This is a genomic window from Chryseobacterium sp. L12 (genome assembly GCF_056133985.1).
Window position 1 is genome coordinate 146,586 of sequence record NZ_JBVYOF010000001.1, and the last position, 21,817, is coordinate 168,402.

Sequence of the window (21,817 nt, forward strand, 5' to 3'; positions counted from 1 at the left end):
TTATCCTTTTAATTTATTAAAAATTCCTACATCTACAGAACGGGTATTTCTATACAACATCGCAATAATTGCAAGACCAACCGCAACTTCGGCTGCAGCAACGACCATGATGAAGAAAACCAGCAGCTGTCCGTCGCTGTTCCCGTTGTATGCCGCAAATGCAGCCAATAAAAGGTTTACAGAATTAAGCATAAGCTCTACACAACCCAAAATTACAATCGCATTTTTTCTGAGCAATACTCCCAAAACTCCCAGACAGAATAAAACTGAGCAAAGAGTGATGAAATATTCCAAAGGGATGCTTTGCATAAATGTATTAACTTCTCCCATAATTTTATAAATCTTTTTTACCGATTAGTACCGCACCTACAATACCTGCCAAAATCAGGATGGAAGCAAGCTCAAACGGTAAAACATATTCATTGAATAAAAGTCTCCCGAGATTTTTCGTAAGACCTACACCCTGATCAACATTTTCAACCAAAATGTGTTTTTCCTGAACTCCTCTGAAGACTCCCAGAACACCTACTAATAAAATACCGGCAGTAAAAACTCCAATAAATTTTAAAGTATTGTTCTTCTTACTTTCGTCTTCCTTATTGAGATTAAGCATCATTAAGATATAGAGGAATAAAACCATGATGGCTCCTGCATAAACGATGATCTGGATAATAGCAAGAAATTGTGCATTCAAAAGAATATACATTCCGGCAATTGAAAACATTGTAACAATTAATGACAAAATAGCATATAAAGCATTTTTTGCAAATACAAAATAAACGGCACTTGCCACTGCTAAAAACGCCACCAAGAAAAATAAAAACTGATCCATTATTTTACCGCATTTTTTTGTTTCTCGGATTGTCTTTCAGTGATATCAATCCTTTCATTTATTTTTTCAACCAATTTATCTTTTCCGTAGATGAAAGAACCTCTGTTGGTTTCTACGTCTACCAGTCTGTCTGTAAGATAAATTGCAGATTTAGGACAAGCTTCTTCGCACATACCGCAGAAAATACATCTCAGCATATTGATTTCATATACTGATGCATATTTTTCTTCTCTGTAAAGATGTTTTTCTTCCTTCGTTCTTTCTGCTGCAGTCATGGTAATTGCTTCAGCAGGACAGGCTACAGCACACAATCCGCAGGCTGTACATCTTTCTCTTCCCTCTTCATCTCTTTTCAGAACGTGCTGACCTCTCCAGATTTCAGTTCTTGGTTTTTGTACTTCAGGATATGAGTAAACTGCAGGAGCACCTTTCATCACTGTTCTTACAGCATGTTTGAAGGTAATCCCCATTCCTTTGAAAATCGCCGGAAGGTAGATTTTCTCAGAAAAGGTCATCTCCTTATTTGAAACAACTTTAGATCTGTTTGTAAGTTTCATTTAATTATAGATATTAGATGTTAGACATTAGATTTAGACTAATCTTGTCTGTTATCTTAATTATTTACTATTATATTTTAAAATGATGATAATGTTAACTTTTTAAATTATCTTATCATCAGATTTCAAATACTTTCTTAATTACCGAACGCTAAAATTACAGCTCCTGTAATCATCAGATTTAATAATGCAAGCGGAATTAAAGTTTTCCATCCTAAATGCATCAACTGATCGTATCTGAATCTTGGTAACGTCCATCTGATCCACATGAAGATCAAAATTCCGACAACCGTCTTCGTTAAAAATGCTACAATGCTTAATATTCCTGCTGTATTTTCTCCCCAGTTTTGAGTTACCCATTCAATTCCAGGATAATTGTAGCCCCCGAAGAAAAGTACAACTAAAAATGCGTTGGCAATAAACATATTCACATATTCACCAAACATATATAAACCTAATTTCATAGATGAATATTCTGTTGAGTAACCTGTTACCAATTCAGATTCACATTCAGGTAAATCGAAAGGGTGACGGTTGGTTTCTGCCAAAGCAGCCACGAAGAAAATCAGAAATGCTAAAGGTTGGTAGAAAATATTCCAGTTAAGACCGGAACCAATAGGTATAATTCCCCAAAGTTTTCCTTCTGCTTGATTTTCGGTTATAACTTTTAAATCTAAGCTTCCACTCATCATAATGATTGCTAAAAGAGATAAACCCATTGCTAGTTCATAGGAAATCATTTGCGAAGATGCGCGGATAGCTCCTAATAAAGAATATTTGTTGTTTGAAGCCCATCCTCCGATCATCATTCCATAAACACTTATAGAAGCCATTCCGATAATAAATAGTACACCTATATCAATATCTGCAATTTGCAGATCGAAAGAAGTGCCTCCAATATTAAGTGTTTTCCCCCAAGGAATAACAGCTCCGGTAATTAATGAAATGAACATCACCAATGCAGGTCCCAATACGAAAAGAAACTTTTCAGCATTAGCAGGTGTAAAATCTTCTTTAAAGAAAAATTTACCACCATCTGCAAGAGGCTGCAGCAAACCGAATGGTCCTGATCTGTTGGGTCCTATTCTGTCCTGCATGATTGCTGCCACTTTTCTTTCTGCCCAGGTAGAGTAGGCGGCTATCGTTAATGATAACAGGAAAAGCGCAAATACAAGTATTAATTTAAATGTAATTAAATCCATTTTATTTTTATAGATATTAGAAATTAGAAGTTAGAAATTAGAATTACAAAAGTCTGTTATCTAATGTCTGAAATCTGAAATCTTATTAATTATTTTTCGTCTTTTTCGCTGATTTCTTTAGCCATCGGATTGTCTAAAACTCGTAATTCGTCTTTTGGCTTTTCATAATGGTTTAAAGAAATTACCGAGTGTCTGTCGATATGTCTTGGCCCTTCAATATTCCAGTCGCTCAGATTTTTTCTTTCAAAACGGCAGGTATCACAGATAAACTCTTCAACTTCTCCCCACTGATCTTTTCTTGCAGTTACTCTTACGATCTCGTCACCTTTCATCCAAACCGTGGTTTTTCCTGAACATTTATCGCATTTACAAGAAGCATTCATAGGCTTTGTAAACCAAACTCTGCTTGCAAAACGTGCAGTTCTGTCTGTTAATGCTCCCACAGGACAAACGTCGATTACGTTTCCGATGAAATCATTATCCAAAGCTTTATTCAGATAAGTAGAAATTTCAGCATGATCTCCTCTGAAAAGGATTCCGTGTTCGCGTTCTCCTGTTAATTGGTTTGCTGCTAATACACATCTCGCACACAAGATGCAACGGTTCATATTTAATTTGATGTTCGGACCTAAGTCGTCTGCATCATAAGTGTTTCTTTCAAATTCGGTTCTGGTTTCCAGATTTCCATGCTCGTAACCCAAATCCTGAAGATGACATTCTCCTGCCTGATCACAAACAGGACAATCTAAAGGATGGTTTACCAATAGAAATTCGGTAACTGCCTTTCTGCCTTCCTGTGCTTTTTCAGAAGAAAGGTTTTTCACTTCCATGCCATCCATCACATTGGTTCTGCAGCTTGCTACCAATTTGGGCATAGGACGCGGGTCTGCTTCAGATCCTTTAGAAACTTCCACAAGACAAGTTCTGCATCTGCCTCCACTGGTTTCCAGCTTGCTGTAGTAGCACATTGCAGGAGGAACAGATTTTCCGCCGATTTGTCTTGCAGCTTCCAAAATAGAAGTTCCAGGTAAGACCTCGGTAGTCTGTCCGTCTATAGTTATTTTGAATTTTTTAACCTCTTCGCTCATATTCTATGCTTTTCGCTTATGCTGTTAAAAGCTTTTAAGCTCTATTTAATTATACTTTTTCGTATTAAATGTATATCCTATTCCGAAATTAAACTGTGCAAAGACAAAATCCTGCATGGCTTTATCTGGCTTATTGTTCAGCGTAGTTTTTATATCAGGCATATTAATGTATCCTAATTTACCTTCTGCCTGTACAACAATATGTCTTAAGGCAACCACACTTACCGCAGCTCTTGCATCCAGTCCGAAGCCTGCGAGATGAAATCTGTCACTTCTTTCATTCCCCATCAGTCTCACATTAGATTTAGGCAGTAAAGCTCCTAATCCTGCTCCGTAACTCAAAAATATATCAACATTTTTTTTGTTTAAAACATTGTGATATTTCTGTGCTCCAATATTGATATAATTAAGACCGTCTGTATGCTCGAATGTTAAAAATTCTGCATCACTAAGGTCTACTTTACCATTATTTACCATTTCCGCATATTTAGGATCATCAATATGTCCTTGAAAGTTTACGGTCTGGTTTTGATCCATCACATATTTCATGTGATCCATCCCTAGGCTAATTCCGAAATTATCTTTCGGGAAAAAGGTAATCCTGTAATTTACCTGAGGAATGGTAAGGTTTGCCGGATTAAAATATACATTCCATTCAAACTTTGTCTGTCTGTCATTAGCAACCACATTGTCAAGCTGAAAATCATATCCTTTTCCCTTAAAATGAATATCAGAGTTTGAATATTTTGCATTGTTCCAACCCCAGAAAATCATTACAGATCCTTTTTTGAAGGGCTCTGTTTGTGCGCTTGCAAATGAAGCTACTGCTAATAACAGCAGTAATGAAAACCTCTTTTTCAATTTTGTGCTTAAACTAAAATTATAACTAAACGGCAGGTGATGGAATTGGATCTGCATAATTTGCCAATCCGTAGTTTTGTGTTAAACACAATTCCGGATTTTTGATATGCCATTCAAATTCATCTCTGAAATGACGGATCGCCGCTGCAACAGGCCATGCTGCTGCATCACCCAACGGACAAATGGTGTTTCCTTCAATTTTTCTCTGGATGTCCCAAAGAAGATCAATATCTTCCATTTTACCCTGGCCATTTTCTATTTTCTTTAAAATTTTGTACATCCATCCAGTTCCTTCACGGCAAGGAGTACATTGTCCGCAACTTTCGTGATTATAAAATCTCGCCAAAGTCATTGTATGTTCTACGATACACTGATCCTCATCTAAAACAATAAAACCTCCCGAACCCATCATAGTTCCGGTAGCAAAACCACCATCAGCAAGAGATTCATAGTTCATGTATCTTGGTTCACCGTTTACGGTTTTTAATAACAAGTTAGCCGGAACGATCGGAACTGAGCTTCCTCCGGGAATACAGGCTTTTAATTTTTTTCCGTCCTTAATTCCACCGCAATATTCGTCAGAGTAAATGAATTCTTCAACGGTAATCGTCATATCAATTTCATAAACTCCAGGTTTATTGATGTTTCCACAGGCAGAAATTAATTTAGTACCTGTAGATTTCCCAACTCCTATTTTAGCATATTCACCTCCTGTAATATCTATGATAGGAACAACTGCTGCAATAGATTCTACATTATTCACAACCGTTGGTCTTTCCCAAAGCCCTTTTACAGCCGGGAATGGTGGTTTTAGTCTTGGGTTGCCTCTTTTACCTTCAAGAGATTCAAGCAATGCAGTTTCTTCACCGCATATATATGCTCCACCACCTCTTTGAACGTAAATTTCACAATCAAAACCGCTTCCCAAAATATTTTTCCCTAAAAATCCTGCTGCTTTAGCCTCTTCAATGGCTTCTTCTAAAATATCAGGAATCCATGAGTATTCTCCACGGATATAGATATAAGAAACATTTGAGCCTAAACAGTAAGATGAAATCAGCATTCCTTCGATCAACAAATGAGGAAGAAATTCCATTAGGTATCTGTCTTTGAAAGTTCCCGGTTCAGATTCATCAGCATTTACTACCAAGTGTCTTGGAACGCCTTCCGGTTTAGCCAAAAAGCTCCATTTCATACCGGTTGGGAAACCTGCACCACCACGTCCACGAAGTCCGGAAGCTTTTACTTCTTCCAGAATTTCGTCCGGAGTCATCTTCAAAGCTTTTTCTGCCGCTCCGTAACCTCCCTGTTTGCGGTAAGTTTCAAAGTAGCGGATACCTTCTATGTGTGCGTCTTTAAGTAAAAGTTTTTTACTCATTGTTATATGCTTTTAGCGAATGGCTTTACACTTCGATGAACTTAGTGTGATAGCTGTACGCCTTTTTAATTAATTTAAAATTTATTTTTAGTCTAAAGCGATTTGTCCTTCTCTGCATAGATCAAGGATTTCATCTACTTTCTCTATCGTTAAATTTTCATGATAGAATTTTCCTAACTGCAGCATTGGAGCATATCCACATGCACCTAAACATTCAGCTGGCTTCAGAGTAAACATTCCGTCTTCAGTAGTCTGTCCGTCTTTGATGTTGAGCTTGGTTCTGATATGGTTAAGAATTTTTTCACTTCCTGAAACCATACAAGGTCCTGTTCTGCAGACTTCCAAAACATATTTGCCGACTGGTTTCATGTTAAACATAGTATAAAAAGTAGCCACTTCGTATACTTCAATTGGCTTAATGCTTAATAATTCTGCAACATAATCCATGACAGGAACATCCAGCCAGCCTCCGAACTCCTTTTGTGCTAAATGCAGTACAGGAAGAAGAGCAGATTTTTGTTTCCCTTCCGGATATCTTGCAATAATTTTGTGAACCTGTGCTAAACTTTCCGGTTTAAAAGCTATTGTTTCGCTCATTTTTTATCTAAGATTTCAGATGCCAGATTTCAGACATCAGATTTTAAATTTTATATATAAGGTAAAGAGTCTAACATCTAAAATCTGATGTCTGACGTCTTCTTTTTATGCATCTAATTCTCCGGCAATAATATTCATGCTGCACATCGTAACGATAGCATCAGATATTACAGAACCCGTAATCATTTCAGGATATGCCTGATAATATATAAAACAAGGTCTTCTGAAATGTAACCTGTAAGGGCTTCTTCCTCCATCACTAACAAGATAAAAACCTAATTCTCCGTTTCCACCTTCTACAGCATGATACACTTCACCTTTTGGTACATCTGTTTCTCCCATTACAATTTTGAAATGATAGATTAATGCTTCCATTTTTTGATAAACATCCGCTTTTTCAGGAAGGTAAAAATCAGGAACTTCAGCGTGGAAATCTCCTTCAGGAAGATTTTCGTAAGCCTGTTTAATAATTTTGATGGATTCCCAGACTTCCTGTTGGCGAACCATAAAGCGATCATACGTGTCACCCGCTGTTCCTACAGGAATAATAAAGTCAAAATCCTGATAAGATGAATATGGCTGCGCAACTCTTACATCGTAATCAACTCCCGCTGCACGTAAATTTGGTCCCGTAAAACCATAGCTCAAAGCTCTTTCTGCTGAAATTGCTCCAGTTCCAATGGTTCTGTCCATAAAAATTCTGTTTCTTTCTAAAAGGTTACAGAATTCCTGAAATCTTGGTGGGAAGGTTTTAAGAAAATCTTTGATCAGCTCATGGAATTTTGGAGTAAAATCTCTTTCAAAACCTCCGATTCTTCCCATATTGGTTGTCATTCTTGCTCCACATATCTGCTCGTACATATCATAGATACGCTCTCTTTCGATAAACATATAGGTAAGACCAGTAATTGCTCCTGAATCCATTCCAGTTACACCGTTGCAAATCAGGTGATCTCCGATTCTCGCCAATTCCATTAGGATGACACGCATGTAATCTACACGTTTAGGAACCTCCACTCCGATAAGTTTCTCTACCGTCATGTGCCATCCGAGATTATTGATTGGGGCAGAACAATAATTCATACGATCTGTAAGGGTAGTGATCTGAGAATAGTTTCTTCTTTCAGAAATTTTCTCAAATGCTCTGTGAATATACCCAACAGTTTGCTCAGAATGCAGAATTCTCTCTCCGTCCATCGTAAGTACGTTCTGGAAAATTCCGTGTGTTGCAGGGTGGGTAGGTCCCAGATTCAGGGTATATAACTGCCCGTCAATCTGCTCCTTACTGTCGTAATGATTAAGTATATTAGATAATGAGTTGTCTTTCATATTTAAATGCTTTAGGCTTTAGGCTTTAAGCTTATTGCTTACTGCTTATTGCATTATTTTTATCTTCCGAACATGGCATCGTCCTTATCTGTTCTTGTTCCGTCTTCCAAACGGTATTCTTTCAACATTGGATGATAACCAAGATCTTCCATATTCAGAATAGGTCTCAGATCCGGATGACCTTTAAATTTAATTCCAAAGAAATCATAAGTTTCCCTTTCCATCCAGTTGGCTCCTGCATATAGTTCAGTCATAGAGTCAACTTCAATGTTTTCTCTGGACATGAATATTTTCAGACGTATTCTGAAATTGGTCATCATATTATGAAGATGATAAACTACACCTATTTCTTTTTCCGGAAACTCCGGATAATGAATTCCACAGATATCTGTAAGGAAATTGATTTCTAAAGAAGAATCTCTAAGATAATGAATTACTTTTTTGATGTCATCTTTTTTAATTTCAAGAGTTAGCATTCCGTAAGGTTCCGAACTGGAAATTACAGATTCAGGAAATTCTCTTGTGATGGCTTCTAATACAAATTCGTTAGTCATTTCTTAGTTGCTTATGTTGTAAGAATCTAAAAGTTTCTGATATTCGGGGGTGTCTCTTCTTCTGATGCTTTCACTTTCTGCCAAAGCCTGTACCTGCATTACACCTTCTATTATCTGCTCTGGTCTTGGAGGACATCCCGGAACATATACATCAACCGGAATAATCTTATCTATTCCCTGTAAAACGGAGTATGTATCAAAGATACCGCCACTGGAAGCACAAGCACCAACAGCAACCACCCACTTCGGTTCTGCCATCTGTGTATATACTTCTTTCAATACAGGTCCCAGCTTTTTAGAAATGGTTCCGCAGACCATCAGCATATCTGCCTGTCTCGGCGAGAAAGAGTTTCTTTCCATTCCGAATCTTGATGCATCGTAAGTTGGGTTTAATGTTGCCATAAACTCAATTCCGCAGCATGAGGTAGCAAAAGGCAAGGGCCAAAGCGAAAATTTTCTCGCCATTCCTATTACGCTGCTTAATTTAGTTGCGAAAAATCCTTCTCCTTCATAACCTTCCGGAGCTGGTGCATCTGTTCTTATTATTGGTTTTTGATCTGACATTTTTGATTGTTTTAAGATTTTAATTTAGATCAGAAATCACTGTTAATGTTAACCTGAAATTCAATTGAGTTGATCTAAATGTCTTATTTAAAATTATAATTGATATTATTTATCCCAGTCTAGTGCACCACGTTTCCAAACATAAAAAAATGCCAGGAAAAAGATTGCAACAAATGTGAGGACAGCAAAAAAACCTTCAAGACCAAATTCTCTGAAGTTTACTGCATATGGATAAAAAAATACGATTTCGATATCAAAAAGTACAAATAATACTGCTGTAAGGAAATATTTGATGGAAAAAGGAGTTCTTGCGTTTCCTTCAACTGCGACACCACATTCCCAGCTCTGGTTTTTTACAGAATTTCCTTTTTTCTGCTTTGGCCCTAAAAAGTGAGCGCCAAGTAAAGAAATGGCTACAAAGCCCACTGCCACACCAGCTTGTATGAGTATCGGAATATAACTTTCAGGTAAATTCATTTTTACATTATTATCTCAAGTTGCAAATTTAGGGAATAAACCATAAAGCATAAAATTAATCAACTTAAAAGTCTGATTAAATTAGGAAAAAGCGATAATTTAGAATCAATAAAAATAACTTTATTTCTTCATTTTTTTCAGCAGCATAAAAGCCATAAAAGAAATATAGCCGAAGAGAATACTTGCATAAATGATGTTAATTATAGTATTAAGTCTGTCATCATTTACTGCAAAAAATAAATTGTAAATTACAAAACCAGCAATAAGCAAAGCAAAAATGAAAAGATGTATTTTCATACTAAAATTTTAAGGAATATGTTCTTCTTCTTTTATGATTTACCGGATTGTAATCCTGCCAAAGCAGTTGGATGCTTTTATTTTCTTCTAATTCAGGATTGGTCTCAAGGTATTTTACTCCTTTTTTTCTGAAAATTTTCCAGATTTCTTTAAAAATAATTGAGGTTACACCACGTCTTTGATAATCTGGATGAATTCCTATTAAATAAAAATTTGCCCTGTCATTTTTTCTTCCTGCCTGCAAAAAATACCACCATCCGAAAGGTAGCAGCTTTCCTTTTGATTTTTGTAAAGCTTTGGAGTAAGAAGGCATTGTAATGGCAAAAGAGATAAGATTGTTGTTTTCATCTGCAATACATACAATAAAATCTTTATCAATCAGTTTGAAGTACTTTTCTTTATATGTTTTTCTTTGCTCATCTGAAATAGGAGTGTAAGTAGAAAGATGTTTGTAGGTCTCGTCTAATAGATCAAACATAGGATCTACATACTGTAATATTTCTTCTTTATTTTTAAAATTCAGGACTTTCAGTTTGTATTTCTGAGAAATTAATTCATTGAATTTATGAATTTTTTCCGGCAGAATTTCAGGAAACATCAATTCAAATTCCACCCATTCCTTTTCTTTTGTAAGACCTAGCTTTTCTAGATGTTTTGGATAGTATTCATGATTATAAATACCGATCATTGTTGCAAGTTTGTCAAAACCCAACGTAAGCATGCCGGCTTTGTCGAGATTAGTAAATCCCATAGGACCTTCAATCATGCTGATTTGCTTTTCCTTTGCAAAATTAATGGCAGTATCAATCAGCGCTTTTGAAACCTCTATATCATCAATAAAATCAATCCAGCCAAAACGCACTTTTTTTATACCCAGTTCTTTTTCTTCTTTATGATTGATGATAACTGCAATTCTTCCAACTGTTTTTCCGTTTCTCTGAGCTAAAAATTTTTTGGCTTCAGAATACTTAAGTGCAGGGTTTTCGTCAGGATTCCAGATGTTTTTTTCATCATTGATAAAGGATGGTACAAAAAAAGGGTTATTTTTGTACAAATCCATAGGGAATTTCACAAACTGATTAAGTTCATCTTGCGTTTTTACTTCAAAAATTGAAATTTCTGACATGATATTCAGGTAATTTGAATGACAAATATAATTAATAATACCTAATGTTTTGGCACAATTTTTACTTGGATTAAAAGATTATTATTATTTAAAATTTATAAGAAAATGGGAGGTTATTATCTTATTATAGGAATTATCATGCTGGTAAGCTGGCTGGTTTCCTCAAGATTAAAATCTAAATTTGAGTATTACTCCAACGTTCATCTAAGAAACGGAATGTCCGGAAAAGAAGTTGCCGAAAAAATGCTTAGAGACAACAATATACATGATGTACAAGTGATTTCGGTTCCCGGTCAGTTAACAGATCATTATAACCCCGCAGATAAAACTGTTAACTTGTCCGAAGCTGTTTATATGCAGAGAAACGCTGCGGCGGCTGCGGTTGCCGCACACGAATGTGGTCATGCGGTACAGCATGCAGTTGGTTATTCTATGCTTCAATTAAGATCTAAGCTTGTGCCGGTTGTAAGCATCAGTTCCAATCTCATGCAGTTTGTAATTTTTGCAGGAATTGCGGTAATGATTGCAAGCGGAAGTAAATTATTATTAGCAATCGGAGTTATTATGTTTGCAGTAACTACATTGTTTGCTTTTATAACATTACCTGTAGAATATGATGCAAGCAACAGAGCGATGAAATGGCTGAGAGATACCGGAACGGTTACTTCGGAAGAGTTTGTTGGAGTAAAAGACAGTTTAAAATGGGCAGCAAGAACTTATGTAGTTGCGGCTATCGGGTCTTTAGTTCAGCTTCTTTATTTTGCATCATTGCTGATGGGAGGAAGAAGAGATTAGTTTTTAAATTCAAAAGAAATATGCTGCATCTCAGACAATTTGTCTGAGATGTTTTCTTGTAATAAAGTTTTGACAGATGCGGTAAGAGTACAGTGTTCTTCAGCTTCAAAGCTCAGAATTTTTGCATCAAATTTAGAAAGCAAAGTAAAAATGATGTTTTGCTGACTAAAATTAAATTGAATTTCTATCTCTGTTTCCAGTTCTTTTGTAATAACATCAGCTTCTTCCAGAGTAATTTTCGCAGTTTCTTTGTATGCTTTGACAAGACCTGAAACACCTAATTTTGTTCCGCCGTAATATCGTACAACGATCACAAGGATATTGGTAAGTTCATTCCCTAAAAGCTGATTATAAATTGGTAATCCCGCACTTCCGGATGGTTCGCCGTCATCATTAGCGCGGTAGTTTTCTCCGTTTAAACCTATTCTGAAAGCGTAACAGTGATGAGTTGCTTTCGGATGCTCAGATTTTATTTTGTCTAAAGCTGTTTTGAGTTCTGTATCATTAATTACGGGAAACGCGAATCCGATAAACTTGCTGCCTTTTTCTTTTAACAGAATGTTTTCAACAGGCGTGTTGATTGTTTTGTATTCGTACAGCATTTGTATTAGTTTGAATTTTTATAAAATTCAATACAGTTGTCTCTGAAATCCCCTGTTTCAACAGGAATTTCATGGAATTTCGGAGCTTTTGTTCCGTTCTCCAGAATAAGATTATTATTTCTTATAATCAAAGTTTCATCCCACAAACCGGCATCTATAAATTGTTGTAAAACATGTCCGCCTCCTTCAATAATAACAGATTGTATCTGCATTTCGTGAAGTTTTTTTAAAAGATTAAGGATAAAGTTTTCTCTTGATGTTTTGATGAATTTAACATTTCCTTCCTCTGAGTCTTTAATAGAATTAAATATAAGAGTTTCAGCTTCATGATTGAATATGTGATAATCAGTGGGAACTTTCAGATCAATATCTATCAGAATTCTTACGGGGTTTCTTCCGATAATTTCTCTTGTCGTAAGGCTTGGGTTGTCTCGCAAAGCCGTCATTGTTCCTATTAAAATCGAATGCTCGTTATTTCTCAGCTGGTGTACAAACTGTTTGGTAAGAGAATTACTGATTTGTGTAGGCCTAAAATCTTTATCCATAAAATGATCTTTAGATTCTGCCCATTTCAGTATAATGTACGGACGCTTTTTATTATGGTAAGTAAAAAATCTCTTATTCAGCGCAATGCATTCATCTTCAAGTATTCCGGAGATTACTTCAATACCTGCATCCTGAATTATTTTTTTTCCTTTTCCGTTTACCTTGTCATGAGAATCCATTGCACCTATCACTACCTTTTTAAATCCCATTTCTACAATTTTTAAAGCGCAGGGTGGTGTTTTCCCGTAGTGTGCACAAGGCTCAAGTGAAACATAAATGGTAGATTCAGGAATAAGGCTTTTATCTTCAACAGAATGAATGGCATTGATTTCTGCATGGTTATCTCCGGCTTTCTGATGATAACCTTCACCAATAATTTTTCCGTTGTGGACAATCACACTTCCTACTAAAGGATTTGGGTAAGTATTTCCTGTGGCTTTCTGAGCCAGCTCAATACATCTTCTGATAAAAATTTCGTGCTGCATAAGACAAAAAAAGCGAATACAAAAATTTTGCTTCGCCTTATAAGATCAATATTTTATTTTAATTATTCACCGGAAATAATACTGTGAAGATTCTGTTTTAAGGTCTCGAGGTGAGCTTTCTTGTCATCTATAGTATTATAAGTATCTCTAAGGAGCGGGTTTTCTCTTGTTGGTTTGTTGAAGAAGGCTAAGTTATTTTCAAGCTTTGCAATTTCTGATTCCAGATCGGCAATCTGGCTTTTAATTTTTCTGGCTTTATCAGTTAACTGATTTTCAGATAATCCTTCTTCTTTAAGCTCCAGTTCATTCGTTTTATTAAGCTTAAGCTTTTCTCTTAATGTACGGTTGAATTCTGAATTGATAGCCATCTTGTCTCTTGGTACTTTACCGATATTGTTCCAGGAAGTTTTGATTGCCTCAATTTTTTCGATACTGCCTTCATCATTGGAGATTGCTTTCAACTCTTCAAGAAGATCTTTTTTGAGCTTGTAGTTTTCTTTCCAATTATCGGTAGAAGCACTGCTTTTTTCGCGATAATTATTAAAGAATATATTACACGCATCACGAAATTCATCCCAGATTTTGTTGGTCATGCTTTTTGGGACGTGTCCTATTTTCTTCCAGTCTTCCTGAAGTTTTTTAAACAAAGCAACGGCAATATCCCAGTCCTCAGAATGCATATTATCCTTAGCAGTCTGAATGAGCTTCATTTTTTCTTCCAGATTTTGCTGCTGTGAACCTTTCAGGGATTTATAATAATTGTTTTTTGTAGTATTAAAACTTCTTAAAGTAGTTTTAAAATCGGTCCAGTTAGTATTAGAAAGCTTTCTCGGAACGCTGCCGGTCTTCAGAAATTCTGTGCGGAGTTCTTCAACCTTTTTAATAGCATTCTGCCAATAGTTATGATTAGGATTTTCCTGCGGTTCAGAAAGTTTTTTTATTTCGGCTATAATTTCGTTTTTCTTCTCAAGATTAGCATTTTGCTCAGTCTCAATTGCGGCTGAAAGTTCAGTTTTTCTTTCGTGAATTTTGTTTGAAATTTCCTTAAATTCTTCCCATGTTTTTTCACGGAACTCTTCTGCCACAGGTTCTGCTTCTTCTTTCCAGAGCTTGTGAAGATATTGAAGCTCATTTAATGCTTTTTGTACCACCGGTTCGTTTTCCAGTTCTTTAGCACGGGCAATAATATGCTGTCTTTTTTCTAAATTGTGGCTGTATTCCTGCTCCAGAAACTCTTTATTCATATCCAGCATCTGATAAAACTGATTCAGATGATGGAAATAATTGTTGTTCAGGATTTTGAATTCAGATTTGGCAACCTGACCTGCGTTGGTCCACTCTTCTTTAATCTCTCGGATTGATTTGAATAAATTGATACCGGGCTCAGAATTAGTGTAAAGATTTTTAAGTCTCTCAATAATTCCCTGACGGTGTTCAAGATTCTTTTTATGCTCTTCCTCCTGACTTTTCTGAAAGTTGTCGTGTTTCTCTCTGAAAATATTAATCAGCGCAGAAAGTTTTGACTGTAGCGGATGTTCGTAGCTGAAATCTTCTAGCGCATTTCCAGCATCAGTATATTCGTGTTTTTTGTCTTCTATCTCATCATGGATAGAGTGATTTGCTTTTTCTTTTAGTGCATTAAACTCGCGGAATCTTTCCCCGGCATTGCTGGAATTGATGATTTTTTCCATTTCCTTTAATGTGTCGGAAAGAGACAGTTCGGCAACAGGATCATGTTCATTATCGCCATGATCATCATGATGATTTTCCTGGTTGTCGATGTTTTGTTCGTTTTCCTGAACTTCTACAGAAGGTTTGTTTTCTTCGTTTTCAGAAAGATTATTTTCTGTTGTCATAGCAAATCTTTTATGATAATGGCATTAAATTTCTTAAAAATGAGTTGATACAGCCAATTAAGTTACTAATTTATGTTATTTTTTTTGAAATGACCAAATTTCCCATGCTTTTTCTGCCTGTTGTTCCAGCATATAAAATCCGTTGACTGTTTTTGCGCCTTTTTCGGCTGCATTGAGAATAAATTTTGAACATTCAGGATTGTAGATAAGATCAATTACTAAATGTTGCTCTGTAAGTGCTTCAAAAGGAAATTTCAGGCAGTCTTGTGTGTTGGGAAAAGTTCCTACAGGTGTACACTGAATGATCATTTTATTCTGAGAAACAATATCAGTATCTAAATTTTCAAAATTGATTTCAGATTTTCTGGATACTGTTTGAAATGGAATCTGATGTTTGTTTAATACGTATTGTACCGCTTTTGCTGCACCGCCATTTCCCAAAACAAGCGCAGACTGATGATGATGTTTCTTATGGGCAATTAATGTCTTCTCAAAACCATATGCATCTGTGTTATATCCTGTTGTTTTACCGTTTTCAAACAAAATACAGTTTACTGCCCCAATTTTTTCGGCTTCGTCGCTTATATCATCCAAATATGATATAATTGCCTCTTTATATGGAATGGTAACATTCAGCCCGGAAATAGTTGGATCTGAGAAAATTTTTTCTATCTCATCAATGTTCTGAACATCAAAAATGTCATAAGAAAAATCTGTCAGTTTTTTCTTTTTGAATTTATCCTCAAAATATTTTTTTGAAAAAGAATAGGAGATATTCCTGCCGATTAATCCCAGTTTATGTGTTGTTTCCATAATTCAAAATTAGTAAAAAGGCTGATAAGATTGTAATTTTCAAGAATAATTATTCATTATCTTAAAGGTGAAATTTATCAACCTTAAATGACTGAAAAAAAGTTTGGTTTCTGGATTATTAGGATTTAACTATTTCATTGACAAGCAATATGTTGGTGCGAAATTTGATTTTGTACTGATTGAAATCACCAAATCATTTAGTTATGAAATTTAAAGCTAATTATCTTCTGCTTGCTTCGGCATTTTTTTTTGTAAGCTGTTCAGACAGTCTTGAGCAGGTTATTGAGGAACCTATTAATGAAGCAATTTATCCGCCGGTGGAGAGCAATCCGGCAAATACGAATTATCCTCCCGCTTTTGCCGGACAAACAAGAGCAAACGGCGTCAAAACTACAACTCCTTTTACGAGTGCAATCATTACATCCTCATTAAACTCGCCTTGGGGAATCACAGCTCTGCCGGATGGGCGGCTTTTAGTTACTCAAAAAGGCGGAACCATGAGAATTGTTACCAATACAGGATCTGTAGGAAATCCTATCACAGGAATTCCTTCTGTAAATTCAAACGGACAGGGTGGCTTGCTTGGAGTCTGTATTGATCCCCAATTTTCTTCTAACAGAATGATCTATTGGCTTTTTTCTGAAAATGTTGCAGGAGGAACTGTAACTTCCGTTGCTAAAGGAACGCTTTCAAGTTCTGAAGCAGCCATACAGAATCCTACTGTTATTTACAGAGCAAACCCTTCTTCCTCAGCTGGGAATCTGCATTATGGCGGAAGAATTTTATTTGATCCTACCGGAAACCTTATGATAAGTGTTGGTGAAAGATCAGATTTATCTACAAGACCTTTGGCGCAATCTGTTACAGCAGCAATTGGAAAGATTATAAGAATTACTAAAGACGGAAATCCTGCGCCGGGAAATCCTGCATTTTCTCAATCTGGAGCATTACCAGAATTATACAGTATAGGACACAGGAATCCGCAAGGTATTGCATTGCATCCTGTAACTGGAGAGTTGTGGCAGGGAGAGCATGGGCCGAGAGGCGGCGATGAGATCAACAGGGTCTTACCGGGAAAAAATTACGGGTGGCCTACGATTACGTACGGTATTGAATATAGCGGAGCGGTTATTGGAAGCGGAATTCAGCAGCAGAGCGGAATGGAGCAGCCAGTGTATTACTGGGATCCGGTTATTTCGCCAAGCGGAATGACTTTTTATCGTGGAAACAACATTCCTGAATGGCAGAATAATCTTTTCGTAGGAGCTTTGAGCGGTCAACATATTGTAAGATTGGTAATTAAAGATAATAAAGTAATGGGAGAAGAGCGTCTGCTTGAAAACGAAGGACAGCGTTTTAGAGATATTGTTCAGGGGACAGACAATGCTTTATATGCAATTACCGACGGAGGGAGACTGTACAAAATTCAGAGACAATAAAGCTTGGAAATATATTATAATTAAAAGAGAGCCTTTCAAATAAAGGTTCTTTTATTTTTTTGGATCTCTCTAATATTTATATAAGCTCAATTTATTTTCTTCAAGAAAGCAAAAGTTTGTTGAACTTGATATTTTCTAAGTTTTTAAGTAACTTTAGAAAAAATAAAAATATGCAGATAGAAACACGAACGCTGAAAGTGGAAGACTATGATGAGCTGGTAGACACCATGAGAAGAGCCTACCCTCAAATGTCAGAGTACGTCTGGTCAAAAAAAAGTATTGCAAAACTCAATAAAATCTTCGAAGCAGGACAGATCTGTATTACTGTAGATGATAAAATTGCTGCGGTTGCTCTATCTATCATTGTGAATTATGATGAATTTGGTGATGATCATACCTATAGTGATATTACCGGTAATTACACATTCAATACACATATTTCAACAGGAAATGTTTTATATGGAATCGAAATATTTGTAGATCCTCAGTATCGGGAACTGAGATTGGGAAGAAGGTTATATGATGCCAGAAAAGAGCTTTGTGAGCAGCTCAACCTCAAATCCATTATTCTGGGCGGTAGAATTCCTCATTATCATAAATACAGTCATGAGCTTTCACCCAGAGAATACATTAGAAAAGTGAGAGATAAAGAAATGTATGACCCTGTGCTTTCATTCCAGCTTTCCAATAATTTTTTGCCGATAAAAGTTCTTAAAAAATATCTTCCAGAAGATGAAGCTTCCCGTGAAAATGCGGTTTTAATGCAGTGGAATAATATCTATTACAGCAAAAAACCCAACACGATGCAGGATAGTGTTGTGAGACTTGGGTTGGTGCAATGGCAAATGAGGCATTTCAAAGATATTAATGAATTTTATGAGCAGGTAGAGTTTTTTGTTAATGTAATGGGAGATTATAAATCAGATTTTGTACTTTTTCCGGAGCTATTCAATACACCTTTGCTTGCACCTTTCAATAAGCTTTCGGAGAGAGACAGTATGATTGAGCTGGCAAAGCTGACAGAACAGATTAAAAATAAAATCTCAGAATTAGCGATCAGTTATAATGTCAATATTATTTCAGGAAGCATGCCGATTTATGAAAATAACGAATTGTATAACATCAGTTACCTGCTGCATCGTGACGGAAGAATAGATGAATACAGAAAAGTGCACATCACACCCAACGAAAGGAAATATTATGGGATGAAAGGCGGAAGCGAAATCAGAGTTTTCGATACCGACTGCGGGAAAATAGGTTTGGTAATCTGTTACGATGTGGAGTTTCCGGAACTGCCGAGAATTCTCGCCGATCAGGGAATGAAAATTCTTTTTGTTCCTTATCTAACTGATACGCAGAATGCATATACCAGAGTTCGTCATTGTGCTGCGGCAAGAGCCATAGAAAACGAATGTTATGTTGCTATTGCAGGATGTGTAGGAAATTTACCGGGAGTAAATAATATGGATATTCAGTTTGGTCAGGCGGCGGTTTTCACGCCTTCAGATTTTGCCTTTCCGTCAAATGCCATAAAGGGAGAAGCAACACCCAATACAGAAATGACCTTAATTGTTGATGTTGATTTGAATTTGCTGAAAGATCTTCACTATAATGGTTCAGTTCAGATTTTGAATGATCGTAGGAAAGATTTGTACGAAACATATTTAAGGTAAATTATAATTCTAAAATGAAAAAAATAGGAATAATCGGTTGCGGCTGGCTGGGTTTAAGATTAGCCGAAAAATGGAATTCGGTTTTTGAAATATTTACTACGACGACAAATAGCGAAAAAGCAGAAGTCTTAAAGGTGAAAAATCTCAATCCCACAACCGTAAGTTTTCCGGATGATAAAATCATTGACAATATCAATCAATGGAAAAATATTTCAGATCTGGATGCTGTAATTATTACTGTTCCGTTTTCTCATAAAAGATATTCAGAAGAAACTTTACAAAATCGGTTTCAGAATTTATTTTCATTCATTGGAGATTATGACGGACAAATGTTTTTCATGAATTCTACGGGAGTCTATCCAGATCAGCTAAAAGAATTTTCAGAAGAAGATTTGCCTTCCCGACAAGTTACGGAAGAAAGAATAATTAAAGCAAAATATCCGCAGATCAATATTTTGAGATTGGCTGGTTTAATGGGAGACAACAGATTGTTGAGCAATTATAATGTATCAGATACAAATGCACGAGTCAATCACATCCATTACGAAGATATTGCTTTGGTGATAGAATTGATGATCAATCAGAGGCTGCATTCAAAATTATACAATGTGGTAGCTCCCATCCATCCGACTAAAGCTGAAGTAATTTCCAGCCAGAAAAATCTTCCTTTGCCCGATGAATTCAATCCTGAAAACAGAATTATTTCTTCAGAAAAAATCATTTCAGAGCTTGGATATAGCTTTAAGTATCCTGATCCGAAATTTTTTCATCTCAAAAAAAATGATTAAAATACAAAAAGCTCACTTCAAAAACGAGGTGAGCTTTATATTTTATATGTTTTTCAGATTAAATTACCTTTAATGCAGATTCCAGAGCCAATTCTATCATGGGTTTTAAAGCTCTTTCTCTTTCGTCAGCAGAAATTTGTTCATGAGTAGGGATAATATCCGAAACGGTGAGAATAGTCGCTGCATTTTTCCCTAATTGTTTAGCATTGGCAAACAAACCAAAAGCTTCCATTTCTACAGCAGGACAGTTGTATTTTGTAGCAATTTCAGGAACGGCAGGGTCTTTTCTGTAAAAAATATCACTGCTGTGAATATTGATAGGTCTTGATGCTAATCCCAGTTCTTTTGAAGTCTCATTGATAATATCAAAAATATTTCCCTGGTGCGAAAGGATATCTTCCTCAAATCCCCATGCAAATTTTGCATACGTACTCTCGCTTGCTGCATTTTCCACGTTCAGGAGATCAAATAATTTCACATCATTAGAATATCCGCCGCAAGTTCCGATTCTGATGATTGTATCTACCTCGTATTCCGTAAAAAGCTCAAAAGAATAAATTCCGATGCTTGGAAAACCCATTCCGCTTGCTCCGATAGAGATTTCTTTACCTTTATAAGTTCCTGTGTAATAAAAAATGCCTCTCGTCTGACTAACCAATTTTGCATTTTCAAGGAAATTTTCTGCGATATATTTTGCTCTTAAAGGATCTCCCGGCTGTAAAACTACTTTTGCGATTTCTCCTTTTTTGGCACTGATGTGAATGCTCATTTTTTTAATTTAAAAATTTTCACAAAGATAATAATTAACTGAATTATCAGACTTATGTATTTTTAATGTATTTTCATAGTAAGACTTTTATAAGAAGTTTTTTGATAAGATCGAATATTTTTTTAGAAGCTTTTTCCCGCTTTCCGCTGTATCTTTTTTGCGGCAGCTCCGTTTCACTTCGCCGCCACAAAAAAGGATGCCGCTGCAATCGGGGCTAGAATTCAGGATTTTTCATCAAAAGACATCTTTAAAAGATGATAAAATCAACATGTTAAAATTCAGATAATTCGGAAAAAATTTTAAATTTGTTCAGCAATGCAAAATAAATCTCCATTTTTAGATACAATTTTACAACTCAGAAAAGACGGCTCACTGATCGTCTATTCAGATCTTCACCAAACTTCTGCAAAAGAAGAACAGGATGCAGCAGATTATCTTCAATCAGAATTTGAAAGAGAAAGACTCAATTTTCTTGCAGATACAATATCATTTAGCAAAAATGCAGCAATTTGGGCGGCAAAAGTTGTTTATCATAGTGCACAGTTGTACCTTATAAGAAAAGATACGACAAAAGATTTGCAGAAATTAATTGTAGATTTTCAGAGTGAAAAAGATATTTCGGCAATTATTTCGGCAGATTTAACTTTAAGATTTTTATCGCAAATTTATGATGCATTACAGGTTGCAGATTCCGAAGATCCATTGATTAAAATGCTGGAAAATATTTTAAAACAGTTTCACTATTCAGCGGTTGGATGTGATCTGGATCTTGAAGAAATCAACTGGGAAGAAGAGTTAAAAGACAAAATTTACCGAAAACTATATCTCGAAAGAATCGTTGAGAAAAAAGATTATAAACTTGCTGAAATTCCATACATCAATCAATTACTGATTGCGGAATTTGGCATTTATAAAGATATTTATTGGAAAGAACTGAAAACAACAGAAAATTAAGCTTTATTTTTTGCTAAGTGAACGCCTTTGCGAAATTAAAAACAGTTAGTAGTCAAAAGAAACTTTGCGGACTTTGCGTCTAAAAAACAGTTCAGAAAAGAAATAATTTTTATCAAAAAAGAAAAATAACTATAAATGTAGAACTTTGCTCGCTTTCTTAAGTGAAATCGAAGATTCGACGTAGTCAAACGCCTTGGCGAACTTAAAAACCATTAGTAGTCAAAAAAAAAACTTT

General features: G+C 35.8%; 24 protein-coding genes. 5 read left to right on the forward strand and 19 right to left on the reverse strand.

The features are described 5' to 3' along the window. The 14 genes from nuoK to AC0NBN_RS00775 all read right to left on the reverse strand — a co-directional run bounded on the left by nuoK (position 1) and on the right by AC0NBN_RS00775 (position 10,862). Positions 1-330, reverse strand: a complete 330-nt coding sequence (nuoK, locus tag AC0NBN_RS00710; protein WP_047482656.1) for an NADH-quinone oxidoreductase subunit NuoK — start codon at positions 328-330, stop codon at positions 1-3. Between the two features lie 4 nt (positions 331-334). Then, positions 335-832: an NADH-quinone oxidoreductase subunit J family protein gene (locus AC0NBN_RS00715; RefSeq protein WP_089744949.1), complete on the reverse strand. Its 498-nt coding sequence runs from the start codon at positions 830-832 to the stop codon at positions 335-337. Further along, the gene (locus AC0NBN_RS00720) at positions 832-1,389 is read right to left on the reverse strand and encodes a NuoI/complex I 23 kDa subunit family protein (RefSeq protein WP_089744950.1); all 558 of its coding nucleotides are present in this window, start codon (positions 1,387-1,389) and stop codon (positions 832-834) included. The genes AC0NBN_RS00715 and AC0NBN_RS00720 overlap by 1 nt, the downstream gene beginning before the upstream one ends. 137 nt (positions 1,390-1,526) lie before the next feature. Further along, positions 1,527-2,591 carry an NADH-quinone oxidoreductase subunit NuoH gene (nuoH, locus tag AC0NBN_RS00725; RefSeq protein ID WP_143884776.1) on the reverse strand — a complete coding sequence of 355 codons (1,065 nt, stop codon included), beginning with the start codon at positions 2,589-2,591 and terminating at the stop codon, positions 1,527-1,529. 89 nt (positions 2,592-2,680) lie between these two features. Then, positions 2,681-3,679, reverse strand: coding sequence for an NADH-quinone oxidoreductase subunit G (locus tag AC0NBN_RS00730; protein ID WP_143884775.1), 999 nt, complete (start codon positions 3,677-3,679; stop codon positions 2,681-2,683). A 45-nt stretch (positions 3,680-3,724) separates the two neighbouring features. Beyond that, complete coding sequence (locus tag AC0NBN_RS00735; RefSeq protein WP_160812415.1) at positions 3,725-4,540, reverse strand: hypothetical protein; 816 nt, start codon at positions 4,538-4,540, stop codon at positions 3,725-3,727. Between the two features lie 25 nt (positions 4,541-4,565). After that, positions 4,566-5,918, reverse strand: a complete 1,353-nt coding sequence (nuoF, locus tag AC0NBN_RS00740; protein WP_160812414.1) for an NADH-quinone oxidoreductase subunit NuoF — start codon at positions 5,916-5,918, stop codon at positions 4,566-4,568. A gap of 87 nt (positions 5,919-6,005) precedes the next feature. Beyond that, positions 6,006-6,515 (reverse strand): NADH-quinone oxidoreductase subunit NuoE family protein, encoded by a 510-nt coding sequence (locus AC0NBN_RS00745; protein WP_143884772.1) that lies wholly within the window; start codon positions 6,513-6,515, stop codon positions 6,006-6,008. A 105-nt stretch (positions 6,516-6,620) separates the two neighbouring features. Then, positions 6,621-7,844, reverse strand: a complete 1,224-nt coding sequence (locus AC0NBN_RS00750) for an NADH-quinone oxidoreductase subunit D (protein ID WP_143884771.1) — start codon at positions 7,842-7,844, stop codon at positions 6,621-6,623. A gap of 59 nt (positions 7,845-7,903) precedes the next feature. Then, entirely contained in the window at positions 7,904-8,398 is a 495-nt protein-coding gene (locus AC0NBN_RS00755) for an NADH-quinone oxidoreductase subunit C (RefSeq protein WP_130914061.1), read from the reverse strand. A gap of 3 nt (positions 8,399-8,401) precedes the next feature. After that, a complete protein-coding gene (locus AC0NBN_RS00760) occupies positions 8,402-8,962 on the reverse strand; it encodes an NADH-quinone oxidoreductase subunit B (RefSeq protein WP_089744958.1) in 561 nt (186 codons plus the stop codon). A gap of 105 nt (positions 8,963-9,067) precedes the next feature. Beyond that, positions 9,068-9,439 (reverse strand): NADH-quinone oxidoreductase subunit A, encoded by a 372-nt coding sequence (locus AC0NBN_RS00765; RefSeq protein WP_034673742.1) that lies wholly within the window; start codon positions 9,437-9,439, stop codon positions 9,068-9,070. Positions 9,440-9,559: 120 nt separating this feature from the next. After that, positions 9,560-9,736, reverse strand: coding sequence for a hypothetical protein (locus AC0NBN_RS00770; RefSeq protein WP_474466472.1), 177 nt, complete (start codon positions 9,734-9,736; stop codon positions 9,560-9,562). Between the two features lies 1 nt (position 9,737). Beyond that, positions 9,738-10,862: a GNAT family N-acetyltransferase gene (locus AC0NBN_RS00775; protein ID WP_160812413.1), complete on the reverse strand. Its 1,125-nt coding sequence runs from the start codon at positions 10,860-10,862 to the stop codon at positions 9,738-9,740. A gap of 105 nt (positions 10,863-10,967) precedes the next feature. Here AC0NBN_RS00775 and AC0NBN_RS00780 point away from each other — a divergent pair, with 105 nt between their 5' ends. Continuing rightward, the gene (locus AC0NBN_RS00780) at positions 10,968-11,657 is read left to right on the forward strand and encodes a zinc metallopeptidase (protein ID WP_089744960.1); all 690 of its coding nucleotides are present in this window, start codon (positions 10,968-10,970) and stop codon (positions 11,655-11,657) included. On the opposite strand, the gene AC0NBN_RS00785 is transcribed toward AC0NBN_RS00780, so the two are convergent. From AC0NBN_RS00785 to AC0NBN_RS00800, 4 genes are all read right to left on the reverse strand, one after another. Beyond that, positions 11,654-12,259: an IMPACT family protein gene (locus AC0NBN_RS00785; RefSeq protein WP_160812412.1), complete on the reverse strand. Its 606-nt coding sequence runs from the start codon at positions 12,257-12,259 to the stop codon at positions 11,654-11,656. The genes AC0NBN_RS00780 and AC0NBN_RS00785 overlap by 4 nt on opposite strands. A 5-nt stretch (positions 12,260-12,264) precedes the next feature. Further along, positions 12,265-13,290, reverse strand: coding sequence for a bifunctional diaminohydroxyphosphoribosylaminopyrimidine deaminase/5-amino-6-(5-phosphoribosylamino)uracil reductase RibD (ribD, locus tag AC0NBN_RS00790; RefSeq protein WP_143884768.1), 1,026 nt, complete (start codon positions 13,288-13,290; stop codon positions 12,265-12,267). Between the two features lie 62 nt (positions 13,291-13,352). Beyond that, positions 13,353-15,146 (reverse strand): DUF349 domain-containing protein, encoded by a 1,794-nt coding sequence (locus AC0NBN_RS00795; RefSeq protein WP_160812411.1) that lies wholly within the window; start codon positions 15,144-15,146, stop codon positions 13,353-13,355. Positions 15,147-15,221: 75 nt separating this feature from the next. Beyond that, on the reverse strand, positions 15,222-15,959 hold the full coding sequence (locus AC0NBN_RS00800; protein WP_160812410.1) for a shikimate dehydrogenase family protein: 738 nt from the start codon (positions 15,957-15,959) through the stop codon (positions 15,222-15,224). 203 nt (positions 15,960-16,162) lie between these two features. Here AC0NBN_RS00800 and AC0NBN_RS00805 point away from each other — a divergent pair, with 203 nt between their 5' ends. The 3 genes from AC0NBN_RS00805 (at position 16,163) to AC0NBN_RS00815 (ending at position 19,859) form a co-directional block, all read left to right on the forward strand. Next, complete coding sequence (locus AC0NBN_RS00805; RefSeq protein WP_160812409.1) at positions 16,163-17,398, forward strand: PQQ-dependent sugar dehydrogenase; 1,236 nt, start codon at positions 16,163-16,165, stop codon at positions 17,396-17,398. A gap of 170 nt (positions 17,399-17,568) precedes the next feature. Next, entirely contained in the window at positions 17,569-19,071 is a 1,503-nt protein-coding gene (locus AC0NBN_RS00810) for a carbon-nitrogen hydrolase family protein (RefSeq protein ID WP_160812408.1), read from the forward strand. A gap of 14 nt (positions 19,072-19,085) precedes the next feature. Continuing rightward, positions 19,086-19,859: a Rossmann-fold NAD(P)-binding domain-containing protein gene (locus AC0NBN_RS00815; protein WP_160812407.1), complete on the forward strand. Its 774-nt coding sequence runs from the start codon at positions 19,086-19,088 to the stop codon at positions 19,857-19,859. Positions 19,860-19,917: 58 nt separating this feature from the next. Here AC0NBN_RS00815 and deoD read toward each other — a convergent pair whose 3' ends face one another. Next, on the reverse strand, positions 19,918-20,628 hold the full coding sequence (deoD, locus tag AC0NBN_RS00820) for a purine-nucleoside phosphorylase (RefSeq protein WP_160812406.1): 711 nt from the start codon (positions 20,626-20,628) through the stop codon (positions 19,918-19,920). Positions 20,629-20,943: 315 nt separating this feature from the next. On the opposite strand from deoD, the gene AC0NBN_RS00825 reads away from it, so the two are divergent. Then, positions 20,944-21,582 (forward strand): hypothetical protein, encoded by a 639-nt coding sequence (locus AC0NBN_RS00825; RefSeq protein WP_160812405.1) that lies wholly within the window; start codon positions 20,944-20,946, stop codon positions 21,580-21,582. Positions 21,583-21,817: the final 235 nt, after the last annotated feature.

Excerpts from the sequence above, each read along its gene's own strand:
- AC0NBN_RS00785 (WP_160812412.1), bottom strand. The coding sequence starts at position 12,259 with ATGCTGTACGAATACAAAACAATCAACACGCCTGTTGAAAACATTCTG.
- nuoF (WP_160812414.1), bottom strand. The coding sequence starts at position 5,918 with ATGAGTAAAAAACTTTTACTTAAAGACGCACACATAGAAGGTATCCGC.
- AC0NBN_RS00795 (WP_160812411.1), bottom strand. The coding sequence starts at position 15,146 with ATGACAACAGAAAATAATCTTTCTGAAAACGAAGAAAACAAACCTTCT.
- deoD (WP_160812406.1), bottom strand. The coding sequence starts at position 20,628 with ATGAGCATTCACATCAGTGCCAAAAAAGGAGAAATCGCAAAAGTAGTT.
- nuoH (WP_143884776.1), bottom strand. The coding sequence starts at position 2,591 with ATGGATTTAATTACATTTAAATTAATACTTGTATTTGCGCTTTTCCTG.
- AC0NBN_RS00745 (WP_143884772.1), bottom strand. The coding sequence starts at position 6,515 with ATGAGCGAAACAATAGCTTTTAAACCGGAAAGTTTAGCACAGGTTCAC.
- AC0NBN_RS00810 (WP_160812408.1), top strand. The coding sequence starts at position 17,569 with ATGCAGATAGAAACACGAACGCTGAAAGTGGAAGACTATGATGAGCTG.
- AC0NBN_RS00815 (WP_160812407.1), top strand. The coding sequence starts at position 19,086 with ATGAAAAAAATAGGAATAATCGGTTGCGGCTGGCTGGGTTTAAGATTA.
- nuoK (WP_047482656.1), bottom strand. The coding sequence starts at position 330 with ATGGGAGAAGTTAATACATTTATGCAAAGCATCCCTTTGGAATATTTC.
- AC0NBN_RS00775 (WP_160812413.1), bottom strand. The coding sequence starts at position 10,862 with ATGTCAGAAATTTCAATTTTTGAAGTAAAAACGCAAGATGAACTTAAT.
- AC0NBN_RS00760 (WP_089744958.1), bottom strand. The coding sequence starts at position 8,962 with ATGTCAGATCAAAAACCAATAATAAGAACAGATGCACCAGCTCCGGAA.
- AC0NBN_RS00720 (WP_089744950.1), bottom strand. The coding sequence starts at position 1,389 with ATGAAACTTACAAACAGATCTAAAGTTGTTTCAAATAAGGAGATGACC.
- AC0NBN_RS00800 (WP_160812410.1), bottom strand. The coding sequence starts at position 15,959 with ATGGAAACAACACATAAACTGGGATTAATCGGCAGGAATATCTCCTAT.
- AC0NBN_RS00825 (WP_160812405.1), top strand. The coding sequence starts at position 20,944 with ATGCAAAATAAATCTCCATTTTTAGATACAATTTTACAACTCAGAAAA.
- AC0NBN_RS00730 (WP_143884775.1), bottom strand. The coding sequence starts at position 3,679 with ATGAGCGAAGAGGTTAAAAAATTCAAAATAACTATAGACGGACAGACT.
- AC0NBN_RS00765 (WP_034673742.1), bottom strand. The coding sequence starts at position 9,439 with ATGAATTTACCTGAAAGTTATATTCCGATACTCATACAAGCTGGTGTG.
- AC0NBN_RS00755 (WP_130914061.1), bottom strand. The coding sequence starts at position 8,398 with ATGACTAACGAATTTGTATTAGAAGCCATCACAAGAGAATTTCCTGAA.
- AC0NBN_RS00805 (WP_160812409.1), top strand. The coding sequence starts at position 16,163 with ATGAAATTTAAAGCTAATTATCTTCTGCTTGCTTCGGCATTTTTTTTT.
- AC0NBN_RS00770 (WP_474466472.1), bottom strand. The coding sequence starts at position 9,736 with ATGAAAATACATCTTTTCATTTTTGCTTTGCTTATTGCTGGTTTTGTA.
- AC0NBN_RS00750 (WP_143884771.1), bottom strand. The coding sequence starts at position 7,844 with ATGAAAGACAACTCATTATCTAATATACTTAATCATTACGACAGTAAG.
- AC0NBN_RS00715 (WP_089744949.1), bottom strand. The coding sequence starts at position 832 with ATGGATCAGTTTTTATTTTTCTTGGTGGCGTTTTTAGCAGTGGCAAGT.
- ribD (WP_143884768.1), bottom strand. The coding sequence starts at position 13,290 with ATGCAGCACGAAATTTTTATCAGAAGATGTATTGAGCTGGCTCAGAAA.
- AC0NBN_RS00780 (WP_089744960.1), top strand. The coding sequence starts at position 10,968 with ATGGGAGGTTATTATCTTATTATAGGAATTATCATGCTGGTAAGCTGG.